Here is a 16317-nt window from a genome sequence, read left to right as displayed (position 1 = left end):
ACTCCCTACTGCCTTACCAGCTTCTCCGCCCGGTATAAGTCATCTGCGGCCTGTAGGATCTTCGCCTTCAGCTTGGGGTTGTAATCAGGATTAGCCTCCAGGAACTCACGCACCACTGCCGCGGCTGTTGCCGTTTGGTAAGAGCCAAAGGTTGACCGAAGCCAGTTGAAGGGGAAGAAAATATCACCGGTGCGTTGGATTTCGGCCAACAGTTCCAGGCTCTGCGGCAGGTACTTCTCAGAGGTTTCTGCGCGCAGCGGGTGGTGCAGGTAGCCCAAGGCTGAGGCTACCCACGCCTCTTTCTCCCGGTTCTCGGCATCTTTGAGTGAGGCAAAAAACGCATCCCGCACCTGCACATCCGATGAGAGCGCCGGCATCAGGAACTCCAGTCGTCTTTTGCGGTCCGGGTTCTGGATGCGGGTCAGTTGCTGCTGCAGTATACTTTGGTCGGGGTAGTCGCGCACGGCCAGGGCAAGTGCCAGCGAAGTATAATCATCCTCATTTAGCTTTACACCGGTTGGCGGCTCCTGCTTTTGCCATACCTGGTACAGCCTGTCCTGCGCTTCTTTGGAGGAGGCTATACTTTGGAAAGTCTTGAAGAGCAGCTTTTTCACGTTAGGTGCATTATGTTGCTGCAGCGCCTGCCACACATGCTGCTCCAGCTGCGCCGCCTGTTGCTGGCGTTGTGCCGGCGAAAGGAAAACCCAGTACAGATCGCTTAGCTGCCCGGTGAGCAGCTTAATGTTCAGCTCCTCCTGCTCCTGGGTCAGGCCTTTTTGGTAGAAACTGAGGAGTTGCTCGGGCGAGAGGCTGCGGCCATTCAGCATGTTTTCGTAGAGGTTGATGTAGGCCGACGCGCGCTGCACAGGGTCCTGCAAAGTATACAGCCGTTGCAGCATTGCCTCGTCCACCGGAAACACGCCGTAGCCCTGCCCCGTGGAGTTGAAAAGGATGAACTGCGGTACTTCCTTGCCTGCGGCTCCGGCTACCACTACCTCTTTGTTTGTCATATCCACGGTTAGCTCTTCCATCCGGTCCGGGTACACCAGCGCTATCTCAAAGAACTGCGGCCATACCCTGTCAGAGCCATCCTCACCTTTCTGCGACACGCGCAGCTGCTCGATTTTGCCGTTGCGTGTTTTCAGTTCATGCGTGAAAACAGGCCGCCCCGGCTCGTTTACCCAGACCTGGTTCCACTGTTGCAGGTCGGTAGGAGTACGGGCATCCAGTATTTTAATAAGCTCGGGCCAGGTGGCGTTTTGAAAGGCGTAGGTTTTCAGGTATTCCTGCAGCCCTTTGCGCAGTTCATCCTCACCCATCAGGCGCTCCAGCTGGCGCATCATAATGGGGGCTTTGTGGTAGATGATGCCCCCGTAGAGCGAGCCGGCGTCTTGCAGGTTGTCGAGCGGCTGGCGGATAGGGTTAGCTCCGGAAGTACGGTCGATGCTGTAGGCGGCGGGGAAGTGGTCTACCAAAAACTTCATGTCATAGTTGGTGTTCTCCAGTGCCACCTGCGTTACCTTATCGGCCATAAAATTGGCGAACACCTCCTTCATCCACACGTCATCGAACCACTGCATCGTTACCAGGTCGCCGAACCACATGTGGGCCGTTTCGTGCGCGATGAGGTTGGAGCGGGCGATCTTCTCATCCTTCGTTGCCGTCTCATCCAGAAACAGGGTGGAGGCTTTGTATTGGATCGCGCCCACGTGCTCCATGCCGCCATACTGGAAATCGGGGATCGCCACGAAATCGAACTTCTGGAACGGGTAGGGGATTTGGGTATAGTCCTCCAGGAAAACCAACGCGTCGCTATGTAGCTGGAAGATCGGGTCTATACTTTCCCTGATTTTGGCCTCATCGGTTTCGCGGTGGTAGAAGTGCATGGCGGTGCCCTTCATGTCGCGCTGCAGGTGTTTGAACTTACCTGCCGCAAACGAAAAGAGGTAAGTCGGGATCGTGTCGGAAGTGGCGAACGTATAGCGCTTGCTGTTTTCGGTAAGAGTAGAATCAACTAGAGCGCCGTTAGCCAGCGCGTTCCAATCTTTGGGAAGTGTTAAACTAAGCTTGAAGGTGGCTTTCAGGTTAGGCTGGTCAAACACGGGCAGCACGGTGCGGGCGCGGTCGGGCACCAGCAAGGTATACAGGTATTCCTCGTTCCGGTTCAACGACAAGTCCCCGGCAATAAACTCGACCTTTATCTCATTCTCCCCAATTTTAAGATCTTCAGCCGGCAGGAGGATGTGCTCGCTCTCCAGCTTCGCCTCCAACTGCTTGCCGTTCAACCATACTTGTTTCAGGTGGTCGGGCGCCTCCTTGAAATCGAGTTGCAGGGGACGGCTGTTGTCGGAGAGGCGGAAAGTAATAGTCTCGGAGCCAAGGATGGGCTGCTGCTTCTGCTCCGGGATCTGCAGGGAGATATCGTAGGCGATACGGCTGAGCACCTGCTTGCGATAATCGGCCAATTCTTTGGATACGCCTGTTTCTACGGGTATAGGCTCTGAGGCAGGAATAGTGTTGCTGCAGGAGGCCAAGGAGCCCGTGCTGAGCAAAGCGATGCCTGCCAGGAGTAGGTTTCTGTTTCTCTTTTTCATACTTTTCAAATATACTTATAAAAGTTAGAGAGTCGTAGAGGTGCCATACTTTGCGTCTTTGGAGGTAGAAAAGTAAAAAGGAGAAGTATAAACGCCCCTCCTTGGAGGGATTAAGGGAGTAATGATATCCCAAGCTCATACTTTAAGAAGACTATGGAACACAGAACATACAAGGTAGTTATCGCCTCGAAAAACCCTGTGAAGATCAACGCGGCCTTGGACGGATTGCAGCGGATGTTCCCGGAGGCGGAGTTTGTGCCGGAGCCGGCGAGTGTGCCTTCCGGCGTGGCCGACCAGCCCATGACGGAGCAGGAAACGCTGCAGGGAGCGCTGAACCGTGTAGCCAACGCGAAAGCGCTGCAGCCAGATGCGGATTTCTGGGTTGGTCTGGAAGGCGGCGTGGAGGTGATCGGGGGTGATTTGGCCACCTTCGCCTGGGTGGTGGTACAGGACAGGGAGCAGACGGGCAAAGCACGATCCGGCACGTTTTTCCTGCCCCAGAAAGTGCGGAAGCTGGTGGAGCAGGGGGTAGAGCTTGGCGAGGCCAACGATCGTATCTTCAGCCACTCCAACTCCAAGCAGAAAGGCGGGGCGATCGGCATTTTAACGCATAACGTGGTAGACCGGCGCGAGTTGTACGAGCAGGCGGTGGTGCTGGCCCTGGTACCGTTCCGCAACAGAGACCTCTACCTGAACCCGGGGCCGCAGGAGCAAGTATAGAAACCGTATGCCCGACATCACGCAAAACCCACCGCTCCTCCTGTGCCCCCTCGGCGACAGCGCCGTGGTGCTGCAGTTCGGCGAGGAGATCAATCTAAAGGTACACCACCGCATACGTGCGGTAGCGCAGGCGCTGGAGCAGCAGCCATTTCCGGGCCTAGTGGAGTTTGTGCCGGCCTTCACCACGCTCACCGTATACTATGATCCCTGGGTTTTAAGTCAGCAAGCCAAGGTAGATGCCTACAGCGAGGTGGTGCGGCAACTGGAGATACTGGTGGAACAGGCTGCAGTAGCAGCACCCGCTCCAGCGCGAACGGTGGAGATTCCTGTGGTGTATGGAGGTGCTTACGGCCCCGACCTGCAGGAGGTGGCGGCGCATTCTGGACTTCCTGAGGATGAAGTCATCCGTATCCATAGCGCCGGTACATACCATGTGTATATGATTGGCTTTGCCCCGGGCTTTCCCTATTTAGGAGGCATGGATAAGCGCCTTGCATCGCCACGTAAGGCTAACCCGAGGACCAGCATTCCTGCCGGCAGCGTGGGCATTGCAGGCGTCCAGACAGGCGTGTACTCTATCAGCACGCCCGGTGGTTGGCAACTTATCGGGCGCACGCCGTTGCAGCTTTTTAACCCAGCACGCCAGGTACCAAGCCTGCTGCTGGCAGGGGACAAAGTGCGCTTTGTGCCGATAACGGAAGCCGAGTACCTGGAAAGGAAGGAGGGGCAGGTATGAGCATCAAGGTACTGAAGTCGGGCCTGCTTACTACAGTGCAGGATTTTGGCCGCTATGGCTACCAACAACAGGGGGTAGTAGTGGGTGGCGCAATGGATAAGCTGGCCCTGCGCATCGCCAACCTGTTGGTTGGTAACAGTGAGAACGCAGCGGGGCTGGAGATCACCATGCAGGGGCCGGAGCTTTTGTTTGAGCAGGATACAGTTGTTGCGCTCGGGGGCGCTGATTTATCGGCTAGTATAAATGAGATGCCCGTGCACCTGTGGCGGCCGACACTGGTGAAAGCCGGAAGCATCCTTCGGTTCGGCAGACCCATAGACGGCAACTATTCTTATTTGGCTGTGGCCGGGGGCATCCATGTGCCGGTGGTAATGGGTAGCCGCTCCACCTACCTGCAGGCAGGGATAGGCGGCCTACAAGGGCGGGCCTTGCAGAAGGGGGATAGTCTTAGCTTTGAGGTAGCACCCGAGACAGCCCAGCTACTCTTTAGCGAATTGCTCCTGCATGCTAAAAAAGAGGAGAGCTTTACCCAATCCAGTTGGTGGCCAGAGCCGGAGCTATTGCCAAAGTATGAGCCCAACCCTTTGTTGCGCGCCATGCCTGGGCTGGAGTTTAACTGGTTCGCGGAAAACAGCCGCGACTATATCTGGCAGCAAAAGTATAAATGCACGCCGCAGTCTAACCGGATGGGCTACCGCCTGCAGGGCACCACGCTGGCGCTGGAGGAAGAGCGGGAACTGCTCTCCACGGCGGTAAGCTTCGGCACGGTGCAGGTGCCGCCGCAAGGCGAGCCGATCATCCTGATGGCCGATAGCCAGACCACCGGCGGCTACCCCAGAATCGCACAGGTCATTACAGCGGATCTGCCCAAACTAGCGCAGGTGCAGCCGGGCGGCGTCATCCAACTCCAGGAAGTAACGCTGGAGGAGGCGCAGCAACTATACTATCAACAGGAAAAAAGCCTGCTTGCGCTGCAGCAGGCCATTCTTTACAAGCTAAACCAAGTATGAGTCAACTTTCCGTAGACCTGAACTGCGACATGGGCGAGGGCTTCGGGGCCTGGCACATGGGCCACGACAGCGAACTTCTGAACTATGTGAGCTCTGCCAATATTGCCTGCGGTTTCCATGCCGGCGACCCTGCCACGATGAAGAAGACCGTGCGGCTGGCCCTGGCGAAACGCGTAGCCATTGGCGCGCACCCCGGCCTGCCCGACCTGGCTGGCTTTGGAAGAAGAGAAATGGCCGTATCGGCAGAGGAAGTGTATGATATGGTAGTGTACCAGGTGGGGGCCTTGCAGGCCTTTGCCAGGGCCGAGGGAGTACGGCTACACCACGTAAAGCCGCACGGGGCACTCTATAACATGGCCGCCACTAATGCTGCTTTGGCCGAAGCCATTGCCGAGGCTGTTTCTAAAGTAGATGCAGAGCTTATACTGTTCGGACTGGCGGGCAGCAAGCTGGTAAAGGCAGGGGAGAAGTGTGGGCTGAGAACAGCCAGCGAAGTGTTTGCCGACCGCACCTATCAGCCCGATGGCACGCTCACGCCCCGCCGCCAGCCAAACGCCTTGATCACCAACCAGGATGAGGCGGTGCAGCAGGTGCTGCGCATGGTGCAGGAAGGGAAGGTGCGGTCGCAGCAGGGGACGGAGGTAAGTATAAAGGCCGATACTGTCTGTATCCACGGCGACGGGCCGCATGCCTTGCCTTTCGCCAGGCTCATCCACGAGCGCCTCTCCGCCGAAGGCATCCACCTCTCAGCCCCTTTTAGCAACACATGAAACAGAAGAACCGGAGTGTGCTGCTCGGGGCAGCTTTCCTGATGGCGACCTCTGCCGTCGGGCCTGGCTTCCTGACGCAGACCACCATATTCACGCAGCAACTGGCGGCCAGCTTTGGCTTTGTCATACTTGTCTCAATCATACTCGATATCGGGGTGCAGCTGAATGTATGGCGCGTGATTGCGGTGTCGGAGCAGCGGGCGCAGGACATCGCCAACCTGGTGCTGCCGGGGCTGGGTGCTTTCATCTCTTTCCTGATCGTGCTGGGCGGGCTGGCCTTTAACATTGGCAATGTGGGCGGTGCCGGGCTCGGCTTTAACGTGCTGCTGGGCATCTCGCCGGAAACGGGCGCTATACTTGCCGCGGCCATGGCTATTGCGGTGTTCCTGGTGCGGGAGGCGGGAAAGGTGATGGACCGCTTTGCGCAGGTAATGGGCTTTCTGATGATCCTCTTGATCGTGTACGTGGCGATTACCTCGGCACCGCCGGTGGGCGAGGCAGTAGCGAAAACCTTTGTGCCTGATGAGGTGGACGTGCTCGCGATCGTGACGCTGGTAGGGGGCACTGTGGGCGGCTATATTACGTTTGCAGGCGGCCACCGCCTGCTGGATGCCGGCATCAAGGGCAAGGAATCCCTTCGTCAGGTAAACACCAGTGCCGTCTCGGGCATAACCGTGGCCTCCGTTATTCGCATATTTCTGTTTCTGGCGGCGCTGGGGGTGGTGAGCAAAGGGCTGGTGCTGGATGCGGCCAATCCGCCGGCCTCTGTTTTCCAACTGGCGGCAGGGGCGGTAGGCTATAAGCTTTTCGGGGTGGTGATGCTCTCGGCGGCAGTCACCTCGGTGATAGGTTCGGCTTACACATCGGTCTCTTTCCTAAAGTCCTTCAGCGCCACTATCCGCAAGTATGAGAACTGGGTGATCATCGGGTTTATACTTGTGTCCACCGCCGTTTTCGTTACTATTGGCCAGCCGGTGCGCCTGCTTATACTTGCCGGCGCCTTAAACGGGCTCATCCTGCCGCTCACGCTGGCCGTTATACTTTTTGCGGCTTACAAGCCCGCTATTATCGGGGAGTACCGCCACCCGCCGCTGCTCACCGTTTTTGGGGTGCTGGTGGTGCTGGTAATGGCTTACCTCGGCGGTTATACGTTATGGCAGCAGTTGCCGAAGCTGTTTAGCTAACTAACCGCTATTGGTTGTTCAATGATTGTTGTTCGTGAGCGAATACCAATCTACCAGTAGTTAACTACCAAAGCCCAGCCTGCCGTAAACCCTAGTATGAACATGCAGCCAGAGCAGATTGCCACCTTTCAGTTTCATGGGGCCCTGAACGATTTTTTGCCCAAGCACAGAAAGGGGCAGTCTGTACGCTATTCTTTTCGGGGTAATCCTGCCGTTAAAGATGCCATGGAAGCCATGGGTGTGCCGCACCCGGAGGTGGATGTGGTGCTGGTAAACAACAAGCCAGTTACCTTTTCATACTTGCTACTGCCTGATGACGTGGTGGAAGTGTTCCCGGTGGAGCGGGGAAGAAGCTGGCCTACCGGCTACACCTTTGAAGAAAACAACCCGCCGCCGCACCGCTTCATCCTGGACGTGCACCTGGGCACGCTGGCGAAAAGCATGCGCATGCTGGGTCTCGATACCCGCTATCAAACCGACTTTTCCGACGCAGACATTGCCCGCATCGCCGCTGAAGAACAGCGGGTGGTGCTGACCCGCGACATCGGGCTGCTGAAGCAAAAGAACATTGCCTGGGGCTATTGGCTGCGGTCGCAGCACACACAGGAGCAGCTGGAGGAGGTAATACATCGGTATCAGCCCCAAGATAGTTTTCGCCCATTTGCGCTGTGCCTGGCCTGCAACGTGCCGGTGCAGGAGGTGGCAAAGGATGAGGTGCTGCACGAGCTGCCGCCCAAAACGAAGGAGTTTTTCCACGAGTTTTACCGCTGCCCCTCCTGCAGGCGTGTGTACTGGAAAGGGTCCCATTACGAGCGCATGCAGCAGCAAGTAGCTAAATCAGGAGCGGAGGTTCTCACGGTAAAATATAAGTGCATGTTACCGGACAAGGTGCTACTAGCTTAGTCTGGGTATCCGGCAAAGTATAACCTCCTTTGCGGAAATCAAGCATGCTGCTCTGGTCGCGAGCTGCGTAGGCTTGGTGCCGGTTTGCCCATTTTATTTTCTTCAAAAAAATCTCACGAGGTCTTGTGTCTGGCATCCTGGCAGGCGTAGCGCTGGAGGTAAGCCGTCTCTCAGCGAGATAGCTTCGTTTTGCAAATACGGCTAAGGACAAGTCTGTCCCGCCCGCACTACCCGATTTGAGGTGGCAGAGGTCTAGGGCGTGATAACTCAATATCGGCAGTCTAACGATTCCTTCTGACCCTAAATCACTAACCGGAACAGTAGGCAGTGGTACTGGCGATACATTTTTATCGCACGCTGTTGGTGTACATGACTTTTGGCTACTGTAGAATGTTATTTTCTCTGCCTTTCGCTGGTGCTTTCATTTAGCTTTTTTCTGCCCAAAGCTATGTTTCGTTTCGAATCGCTTTTGCAATCGGCTTAATTATTTTCTTTTAACCTTCGTTTAAACATAGTTTTTAGCTGTTTGTAATTGCATAATTTCTTTCTGCGTTAGTTGCTGCTGAATGCGCAAACGTTTGTGGAGGCAGGTTTAGAGACATGTTGGTAATTGTATTATATTTATATAGCTTGGGTAAGTGAGTGCTTGTTTACCTGGTGTTGTGGACAATTTAGGGGCTAGGTTGTGATATACTGAAGTAATGGGGCTTGACAGCTGACAGGGCTAAAAACTAACTAATTTAGGGTGTTAACTAGGAAATCGTGCAAATGTGATGACATACTCATCGGCAGGTAGAAAAATCGATGTAAGTGCGATAAATACGCTTAAATATTAGTATGGAATATAAAATATTATATATCTTCACCCCCTAATATCAACCTATCATAAACATGAAAAACTATTTACGATGTATTTTGTGGGGGCTTTGCATGCTCCTGCTACATGCACAAGGTTTTGCCCAAGGCAAGACAGTAAGTGGAACAGTAACATCGGCGGAGGATAAAATAGAACTCCCTGGTGTGTCTGTTACAGTAAAAGGTAAGTCGCGCGGTTCAGTTACCGATGCGAGTGGCCGTTATACTATCAATAATGTGGAGTCTACCGATGTGCTGGTGTTCTCCTTTATTGGTATGAAGCCTACGGAACGTACGGTAGGCAATGCAAGCACAATCGACGTTGCGCTGCAAACAGACACTGAAACGCTGGATGAGGTGGTTGTAACCGCTCTTGGTATCAAGCAGGAGAAGAAAGCGCTTGGTTACGCGGTAACCGAGGTGAAGGGTGCCACTATTGCCCAGACGCAGCGCGAGAACTTTGTAAACGGCCTTGCCGGTCGTGTGGCTGGTGTGGATGTGAACACTACCTCTGGTATGCCGGGTGCCTCTACCTCTATCATGATCCGCGGTGTATCCTCCCTTAGCGGTAGCAACCAGCCGCTCTTCGTAGTAGATGGTTTGCCAATCAGCAACAGCACATTCAACACTTCTGCTTTTGCTTCTACCGCTAACTCCGCTACCTCTCTGAACAACAGGTCAACTGACTTCACAAACCGTGCGGCCGACATCAACCCTGAAGATATCGAGAGCATCACGATCCTGAAAGGACCAGAGGCCTCGGCGCTATACGGTATCGACGCAGCATCAGGTGCTGTGGTGATCACTACCAAAAGAGGTAAGTCTGGTGCGCCGCGCATCGACTATAACAACAGCTTCAGATTAGAGCGCATCAACAAGTTCCCTGAAGTACAGCATGTTTACGACCGTGGCGATAATGGCGTAACGGACCCTTCTGGTGAGGCTACTTCATACTTTGGTGGACGCTATCCGGAAGGAACCCAGTTCTACGACAACATCGACAACTTCTTCCAGAATGGCTTCACGCAAAAGCACAACCTCTCTTTGAGCGGTGGATCTGAGAAAGCCACTTACCGTATTTCAGCAGGATACACGGACCAGGAAGGCTTTGTGCCAGGCACAGACCTGACAAAGTTTAACCTCACTTCTGCGGTAACAGCAGAGATGAACAAGTATATCTCAGCTGACCTGACGTTCTCTTACACCAATACAGACAACAACTCTGCCTTCAAGGGTGCCGGTGGTCCGCTGCTGGGTTTGCTGACATGGCCGGGAACTGATGATGCCAGCGTATACTTGACGCCAAACGGCGAGCGTAGATTCTACTCTACCGGTGACAACGAGATTGAGAACCCGTTCTTCAACGTTAACAAGAACACGATCAATAACATCAACAACCGTTACATCACTAATGCCCGGTTGATGATCGAGCCGTTGGAGTGGCTGCGCTTTGTAGGTAATGCCGGTTTTGACTACTCATCTGGCAAAATAACCATGGTGCGTCACCCAGAGTCGGCTTACGGCTTCTCTCGTGGTGGTATTTTTGACCAATCGCTGGATAACAACGGCAACTTTAACCTGCAGTACTACGGTGAGGTTGACCGCTCTTTCTTCGGCAGCAAGCTGAACACGAACCTGAAGGTGGGTAGTGCGGTGTACTCGCAGGAAACTTATACGCAAGCCGTAACCGGTGAACGCTTCCTGGCCCCGGGACTTTTCTCTATCGAGAACACCGACAATACCACACACCGTGGTCGTAACCGTCTGTCGGAGCGCCGTCGTATCGGTGTTTTCGGTAACCTGACCTTGGATTACGACAACATCTTCTTCCTGACGCTGACCGGCCGTAACGACTGGAGCTCTACTCTGCCGCTGGAGAACAGATCATTCTTCTACCCATCGATAGGTGGTAGCTTTATCTTCACTGAGCTGGAGCCTCTTCGCGGTATCAGCAATGTGTTGAGCTATGGTAAGTTGCGTGGCTCATGGGCCCAAGTAGGTAAAGACGCTAACCCTTACAGCATCCGTGCTTTCCTGGAGCCTAAAGGCACAACAGGTGGTGGATTCGGATATGGCTTCACAGGCCCAAGCCCGAACCTGCGCCCAGAGATGACGACTTCTTACGAGTTTGGTACTGAACTGAAGTTCTTCAATAACCGAATTGGTATTGACGCGACTTACTTCAACAAACTTTCTGAAGACCAGATTGTACAGGACATGCGTCTGAGCTACGCAACAGGCTTCGTGCTGCAGGCCTTTAATGCCGGTAAAATGAGAACAGAGGGCATTGAGATGCAGTTTAATGCTACGCCAGTTGCAAACTCTAATTTTACCTGGGATGTGTTGGCGAACTTCACGCACCTGTGGAGTGAGTTGATATCGTTGCCAACAGGTGTAAATGAGTTTTATATGTCAGACACTTGGTTGTACGGCAACGTGCGTAACGGTTCTGTGATCAATGGTCCGCTTACTACGCTTACCGGTTTCGACTACCAGCGCAACGAGGCTGGTCAGCTGCTGATCGACCCGAACACAGGTTATCCGCTTCGTGACCTTACTGAGTGGGTAGTGGTAGGTGACAGACAGCCAGACTTTACTGTAGGCCTGACAAACAGCTTCGCTTACAAAAACCTGTCGCTGAGCTTCCTGCTCGATTTCAGAAAAGGTGGCGATATCTATAACGGTACAGAACACTTCCTTACGGCGCGTGGTCTGAGCATGAGAACAATGGACCGTGAAAACCCAGTGGTGTACGAGGGTGTGCTGAAAGACGGAAACGAAAACTCAGCTAATCCAACGCCTAACACAAAGGTGATAGACCCATCCCGTGACGCGAACTTCTGGTCTACTTCTTACGGCCTGCCAGAGGTTGACTTCATCGAGAAGGATATCAACTGGATGCGCCTTCGTGACGTGACCCTGAACTATAACTTCGACTCAAACCTGCTGAGCCGTGCCAAGTTCATCAAATCCGGTAGCGTGTTCGTGACAGCCACTGACCTGTTTATCATCACTAACTACTCTGGCCTAGACCCTGTGGTTAACGGTAACTCTGCGGCAGTTGGTGGTAGCGGTGGCGTTGGCTTCGACTACGGTAACTTCCCGATGCCTATCGGTGTGAACTTTGGTGTGAGATTAGGCTTCTAACAAAGATTTATCATGAGAACGAAATATAATTACTTTAAAAAGATAGTGTGTGCCTCTCTGTTTGCAGTGGGCACACTGGCTACCACAAGCTGTGACAGCTACCTAGATGTGAACACAAACCCGAATGGGCCCGACCAGGTGGTGGCACCGCAGTTTTACCTGCCAGCCATTCAGTCTGAGCTTGCCTTGGGTATTCAGTTCGATGCCCGTTACCTGGGCCGCTATATCCAGAACTGGAACTGGCGTGACGTGGATAACACATGGGACCGCCACGGTTATGTATCGGGTAGCGATGCTGCCGGCCAGTTGTGGCGCTCCGTGTACTGGACCATGGGCGAGAACCTGACGGACATGATCAGCAAGGCTAAGGAAGAAGAGCGTTGGGACTTTGTTGGTGTGGGCTACGTGTTGCGTGCGTTCGGATGGCAGTTGCTGACGGATTACCATGGAGAGATTATCGTGAAGCAGGCATTTGAGCCGGGCCGCACGACCTTCGATTATGACTCCCAAGAGTATGTGTACGAGGAAGTAAGACGCCTTACCATGCTGGCGATCGAGAATCTGGAGCGCACGGACGGTAAAGTTGGCAGCTCTACACTGGCGCAAGGCGATCTGATCTACAACGGCGACCGTGAGAAGTGGCTGCGCTTTGCCTATGGCTTGTTGGCTATCAACGAGAGCCGCCTGACAAATAAGTCATCATTCAATCCTGACAAGGTGATTGAGTATGTGAACAAGGCACTGCAAAGCAACGCTGACGACGCTTCCGTTCGTTTTGAGGGCGCTGTTAGTACGGATACCAACTTCTTTGGCCCACGTCGCGGTAACCTGAACCCATACCGCCAGTCTAAGTTTATCGTGAGCCTGCTCGATGGCACCAACCCGGCGCTGAATGATCCGGCCTTGCAGGGTGAAGACCCAGTGTTTACTGGCGAACACCTGAAAGACCCTCGCCTTCCGGTAATGCTGGCGCCTGCTAACGACGGCAAGTACCGCGGTGTAACGCCAGGTGTTGGTGTTACAGAGTATACGGTGGCAAATGAGCGTCCGCGTAACCTTTGGGCTACTGCCTCTGATGTGGTGCCAGCCACCACCCCGAACAAGTACCTGTTTGGTAACAACGCGCGTTTCCCGCTGATGACCTATGCACAGCTGCAGTTCATCAAGGCAGAGGCAGCTTATATCAAAGGCGACCAGAGTACTGCGTTGGAGGCTTACACTGAAGGTGTGAATGCTCACATGGACTTTGTGCGCTCGTTTGTTACAAACGATGCTGCAACAGAGGTTGATGAAGTAGCTGTTTTCGAAGAGCGCCGTGCTGAATATCTTGCTAGCGAAGAACTGATGCCTAAAACAGCGGCAGAGCTGACGCTTCAGAAAATCATGCTGCAGAAGTACATCGCTCAGTGGGGCTGGGGCTTTATCGAGACGTGGTCTGACCTGAGAAGATACGACTATATCGCCAATCCTGACGGTACCATCGATAGTAACCCAGCAAACAATGTGTTCGCAGGGTTTGAACTGCCTAATCCTCTTTTCGGCCTGAACCAAGGTAAGCCAGCGTATCGCTTCCGCCCACGCTACAACTCCGAGTACATGTGGAACGTGGCTTCTTTAGAGAAAATAGGTGGTATGGAGCAGGACTACCATACTGTTGAAATGTGGTTTAGCAAGTAATAATCAGACTTATCTATATGAAGAATATACTGTATAAATCTTTTGTTGTGCTGGCAGCGGGCCTAATGCTGGGTTCCTGTGAAGAGAACGCCATTGAGGACCATAACGAGCCAGTGAACAGTGGGGCTTTCATAAAATTTGCTCATACTGCACCGTCGGCTCCAGCTGTTAATTTTTACCTGGACAACACCAAGATATCTGCTCTGGCCGCTAACGCAGCAGGTGAAGTGCAGGGGCTAGGCTATGCCAGTAACCCTGTTTTCCCAGCCAGCTATGGTTATGCTAACGTGCCTTCTGGTGCTCATACGCTGCAAGCGATCAGCCCGGCAACGGCTGCAGCAGGCGAGGTGGCAAGTGCTTCAGTTACTCTGAACGAGGGGGAGCATTATACTTCCTTCCTTATCGGGGAAGCAGAGTCTTACGAGGCTTTTTTAGTGGAAGATGACCTTCCGGAGAATAACTACTCTAAAAGCTATATCCGTTTTGTCAACGTAGCTAAAAATGCGCCGTCAGGGGTTGATGTTGAGGTAGTTCGCACAGCCACTTCAGAAACTCCTGAAACAAGAACAGCTGTAGGCGCTGACGTGGCCCGAAAAGGCAATACACCGTATGTGGCCATTGATGCGCAAGGTTCTTACGTGGTAGAGTACAAGACGGAGAATGCGGAGGGAGAGGTTACCACTTCGAAATCTACAAGCTTCTCACCAATTGCCGGCCGTGTTTATACTTTTATCATACGTGGTGATTTTGCCGATAAAACGGTAAGCTCGCTTCTGATAAGAGACAGATAAGCCGTTATAACGCCATGAATAGCAAGAGCCGCTCCTTCCGGGCGGCTCTTCTTTTTTGGGTGTGTGGTCGGTTTCTTACTCACCTTTGTCCTTCGCTTTTCTTCTACTTTAGCAAACTAGAGATCGCCGCTCCAGCACCTAATGCAAACAAAAAGCCCCGGCTGGTGCAGCCGGGGCTTTTTGTTTGCATTAGGTGCTGGGTTACCACTTATACTTCACCGTAACAGCCTGTGAGGGGGCACTCTCGTTTTGTTGGCGGTCCAGTGCGGTTACCACATATACATACTTGCCGCTCTCCAGAGGAGTCTCATCAACAAAGGTGGTGCTGGTGCCGAAAACCTTTGCCACAATGCGGGCCGGGTTGCTTAAATCAGGGGTTATCGGCTCCCATTTGCGCTTCTGCCAGAAGTCTCGTTTCCAGATAGGCGTTTCCCAGAAGCTTTCTTTCTCGAAGCGGTAAATAACATAATAGCGCACATCCTGGTCGTGCAGCCAGTGCAGGCGCACCCCCTTGTCAGTCTGGCGCACTTTCAGGGAGAAGGGGGGCTCCAGTTCCTCCCTTTTTTTCCACTCCATCACAGGCAGCAGGGCAGGGTATTTATAGTAAGAGCTGCGGAGCGAGTCCTGCAGGTTATTCGGGTTGCTCATCACTGACCTGGAGCTGAAGAAGACGCTGCCGCCCACATTAGGCGTGTTTCGGGCAAGCTGCAGCTGGCGCGGCAACTGTGACGGATCGTGCCACTCCTTATAGGTTGGGTCTGTAGCCACCTTATAGGCGCCCAGCCCTACGTACAGGTGGCGCTGGAATGAGTTCTGCGCCCACCACTCCAGCACGGTTTTATAGTCAGCAGCAGGGTTGCCAATGTGCCAGTACACTTGCGGCACGAGGTAATCTATCCAGCCTACCTGCATCCATTTACGGGTGTCGGCATACAGGGCGGTGTAACTGGGGGCACCGGCGCGGGTGTCGGAGCCGTCGGGCCCGTCGGCCAGGTTTTTCCATACGCCAAAGGGGCTGATACCGAACTTCACCCAGGGCTTCACGGCATTTATACTATCTGAGATCCCCTTGATCAACTCGTCCACGTTATAGCGCCGCCAGTCATTCTTGTTTGTGAAAAGCCCTTGGTAAGCAGCATACGTCTGGTCATCCGGGAAAGGGACTTTAGGCACAGGGTAAGGATAGAAGTAGTCGTCGAAATGCACCCCGTCTATGTCGTAGCGGTTCACCACGTCCATCACCACATTCGTAATATAGTCGCGCACTTCCGGAATACCCGGGTTAAACAAAAGCTTGCCCTCATACTTTACAAACCAATCAGGCTTTCGTTTGGTGATGTGGTCTGGAGTCACCTCGGCTTTGGCGTCGAAGGTGGCGCGGTAGGGGTTAAACCAGGCATGAAACTCTATCCCCCGTTTATGGGCCTCCTCGAGCATGAACTGCAGTGGGTCGTAGGGTGGGTTCATAGCCAAGCCTTGCTTGCCCGTCAGAAACTCCGACCAGGGTTCCAGGTTGCTGCGATACAAGGCGTCGGCCGCAGGGCGAACTTGCACAATTACGGCATTCATGCCGTTTTTCTGGTGCTCGTCTAAAATGTACTTAAACTCCTGTTGCTGCACTGCCGGCGACAATCCCTTTTGCCCTGGCCAGTCGATGTTAGCCACTGTGGCGATCCAGACAGCCCGGAACTCACGCTTCAGCGGTTGCTGTTGCGCCTGGGCTAATACGGCAGAAGTGGCCAAAAAAAGGGTCAGGAGGTACTGTAGTAGAGGTTTCCTCATGAAGGTGAATGTTAGTGTATGCGTGTACTTTTAAAAGCTGTTGTTTTACTTAAATCAGTTTTAGCTCTAGGTAGAACTCAGCTTTAAATATAGTGTTTGGATGTTATTAAGGAAAGGTTCTTGATGAAATAAAACGCAAAATTTGCAC

Annotated in this window: 11 protein-coding genes; 9 read left to right on the top strand and 2 right to left on the bottom strand. The window is 53.5% G+C overall.

Features of this window, described 5'->3' with window-relative positions:
* Positions 1 to 5 precede the first annotated feature (5 nt).
* Positions 6 to 2594, bottom strand: a complete 2589-nt coding sequence (locus PXG97_RS03535) for a M1 family metallopeptidase (RefSeq protein WP_276496336.1) — start codon at positions 2592 to 2594, stop codon at positions 6 to 8.
* Positions 2595 to 2747: 153 nt separating this feature from the next.
* Here PXG97_RS03535 and yjjX point away from each other — a divergent pair, with 153 nt between their 5' ends.
* The 9 genes from yjjX (at position 2748) to PXG97_RS03490 (ending at position 14387) form a co-directional block, all read left to right on the top strand.
* Positions 2748 to 3314 carry an inosine/xanthosine triphosphatase gene (gene yjjX, locus PXG97_RS03530; RefSeq protein ID WP_276496335.1) on the top strand — a complete coding sequence of 189 codons (567 nt, stop codon included), beginning with the start codon at positions 2748 to 2750 and terminating at the stop codon, positions 3312 to 3314.
* A gap of 7 nt (positions 3315 to 3321) precedes the next feature.
* Positions 3322 to 4050, top strand: a complete 729-nt coding sequence (pxpB, locus tag PXG97_RS03525; RefSeq protein ID WP_276496334.1) for a 5-oxoprolinase subunit PxpB — start codon at positions 3322 to 3324, stop codon at positions 4048 to 4050.
* A complete protein-coding gene (locus PXG97_RS03520; RefSeq protein ID WP_276496333.1) occupies positions 4047 to 5060 on the top strand; it encodes a 5-oxoprolinase subunit C family protein in 1014 nt (337 codons plus the stop codon). Before pxpB ends, PXG97_RS03520 begins: the two co-directional genes overlap by 4 nt.
* Positions 5057 to 5830, top strand: a complete 774-nt coding sequence (locus tag PXG97_RS03515) for a LamB/YcsF family protein (RefSeq protein WP_276496332.1) — start codon at positions 5057 to 5059, stop codon at positions 5828 to 5830. The genes PXG97_RS03520 and PXG97_RS03515 overlap by 4 nt, the downstream gene beginning before the upstream one ends.
* Positions 5827 to 7014, top strand: a complete 1188-nt coding sequence (locus PXG97_RS03510) for an NRAMP family divalent metal transporter (RefSeq protein WP_276496331.1) — start codon at positions 5827 to 5829, stop codon at positions 7012 to 7014. Before PXG97_RS03515 ends, PXG97_RS03510 begins: the two co-directional genes overlap by 4 nt.
* 96 nt (positions 7015 to 7110) lie before the next feature.
* Positions 7111 to 7917, top strand: coding sequence for a Mut7-C RNAse domain-containing protein (locus PXG97_RS03505; protein WP_276496330.1), 807 nt, complete (start codon positions 7111 to 7113; stop codon positions 7915 to 7917).
* Positions 7918 to 8808: 891 nt separating this feature from the next.
* Positions 8809 to 11919, top strand: coding sequence for a SusC/RagA family TonB-linked outer membrane protein (locus PXG97_RS03500; RefSeq protein ID WP_276496329.1), 3111 nt, complete (start codon positions 8809 to 8811; stop codon positions 11917 to 11919).
* Positions 11920 to 11931: 12 nt separating this feature from the next.
* Positions 11932 to 13596 carry a SusD/RagB family nutrient-binding outer membrane lipoprotein gene (locus tag PXG97_RS03495; RefSeq protein ID WP_276496328.1) on the top strand — a complete coding sequence of 555 codons (1665 nt, stop codon included), beginning with the start codon at positions 11932 to 11934 and terminating at the stop codon, positions 13594 to 13596.
* A 17-nt stretch (positions 13597 to 13613) separates the two neighbouring features.
* Positions 13614 to 14387 (top strand): DUF4397 domain-containing protein, encoded by a 774-nt coding sequence (locus PXG97_RS03490; protein WP_276496327.1) that lies wholly within the window; start codon positions 13614 to 13616, stop codon positions 14385 to 14387.
* Positions 14388 to 14588: 201 nt separating this feature from the next.
* On the opposite strand, the gene PXG97_RS03485 is transcribed toward PXG97_RS03490, so the two are convergent.
* A complete protein-coding gene (locus PXG97_RS03485; RefSeq protein WP_276496326.1) occupies positions 14589 to 16169 on the bottom strand; it encodes a glycoside hydrolase family 10-like protein in 1581 nt (526 codons plus the stop codon).
* Positions 16170 to 16317: the final 148 nt, after the last annotated feature.

This window comes from Pontibacter litorisediminis, assembly GCF_029360645.1.
Lineage (GTDB): Bacteria > Bacteroidota > Bacteroidia > Cytophagales > Hymenobacteraceae > Pontibacter > Pontibacter litorisediminis.
This window is presented reverse-complemented; position numbering and strand designations above follow the sequence as displayed.

Excerpts from the sequence above, each read along its gene's own strand:
- PXG97_RS03535 (WP_276496336.1), bottom strand. The coding sequence starts at position 2,594 with ATGAAAAAGAGAAACAGAAACCTACTCCTGGCAGGCATCGCTTTGCTC.
- yjjX (WP_276496335.1), top strand. The coding sequence starts at position 2,748 with ATGGAACACAGAACATACAAGGTAGTTATCGCCTCGAAAAACCCTGTG.
- pxpB (WP_276496334.1), top strand. The coding sequence starts at position 3,322 with ATGCCCGACATCACGCAAAACCCACCGCTCCTCCTGTGCCCCCTCGGC.
- PXG97_RS03520 (WP_276496333.1), top strand. The coding sequence starts at position 4,047 with ATGAGCATCAAGGTACTGAAGTCGGGCCTGCTTACTACAGTGCAGGAT.
- PXG97_RS03515 (WP_276496332.1), top strand. The coding sequence starts at position 5,057 with ATGAGTCAACTTTCCGTAGACCTGAACTGCGACATGGGCGAGGGCTTC.
- PXG97_RS03510 (WP_276496331.1), top strand. The coding sequence starts at position 5,827 with ATGAAACAGAAGAACCGGAGTGTGCTGCTCGGGGCAGCTTTCCTGATG.
- PXG97_RS03505 (WP_276496330.1), top strand. The coding sequence starts at position 7,111 with ATGAACATGCAGCCAGAGCAGATTGCCACCTTTCAGTTTCATGGGGCC.
- PXG97_RS03500 (WP_276496329.1), top strand. The coding sequence starts at position 8,809 with ATGAAAAACTATTTACGATGTATTTTGTGGGGGCTTTGCATGCTCCTG.
- PXG97_RS03495 (WP_276496328.1), top strand. The coding sequence starts at position 11,932 with ATGAGAACGAAATATAATTACTTTAAAAAGATAGTGTGTGCCTCTCTG.
- PXG97_RS03490 (WP_276496327.1), top strand. The coding sequence starts at position 13,614 with ATGAAGAATATACTGTATAAATCTTTTGTTGTGCTGGCAGCGGGCCTA.
- PXG97_RS03485 (WP_276496326.1), bottom strand. The coding sequence starts at position 16,169 with ATGAGGAAACCTCTACTACAGTACCTCCTGACCCTTTTTTTGGCCACT.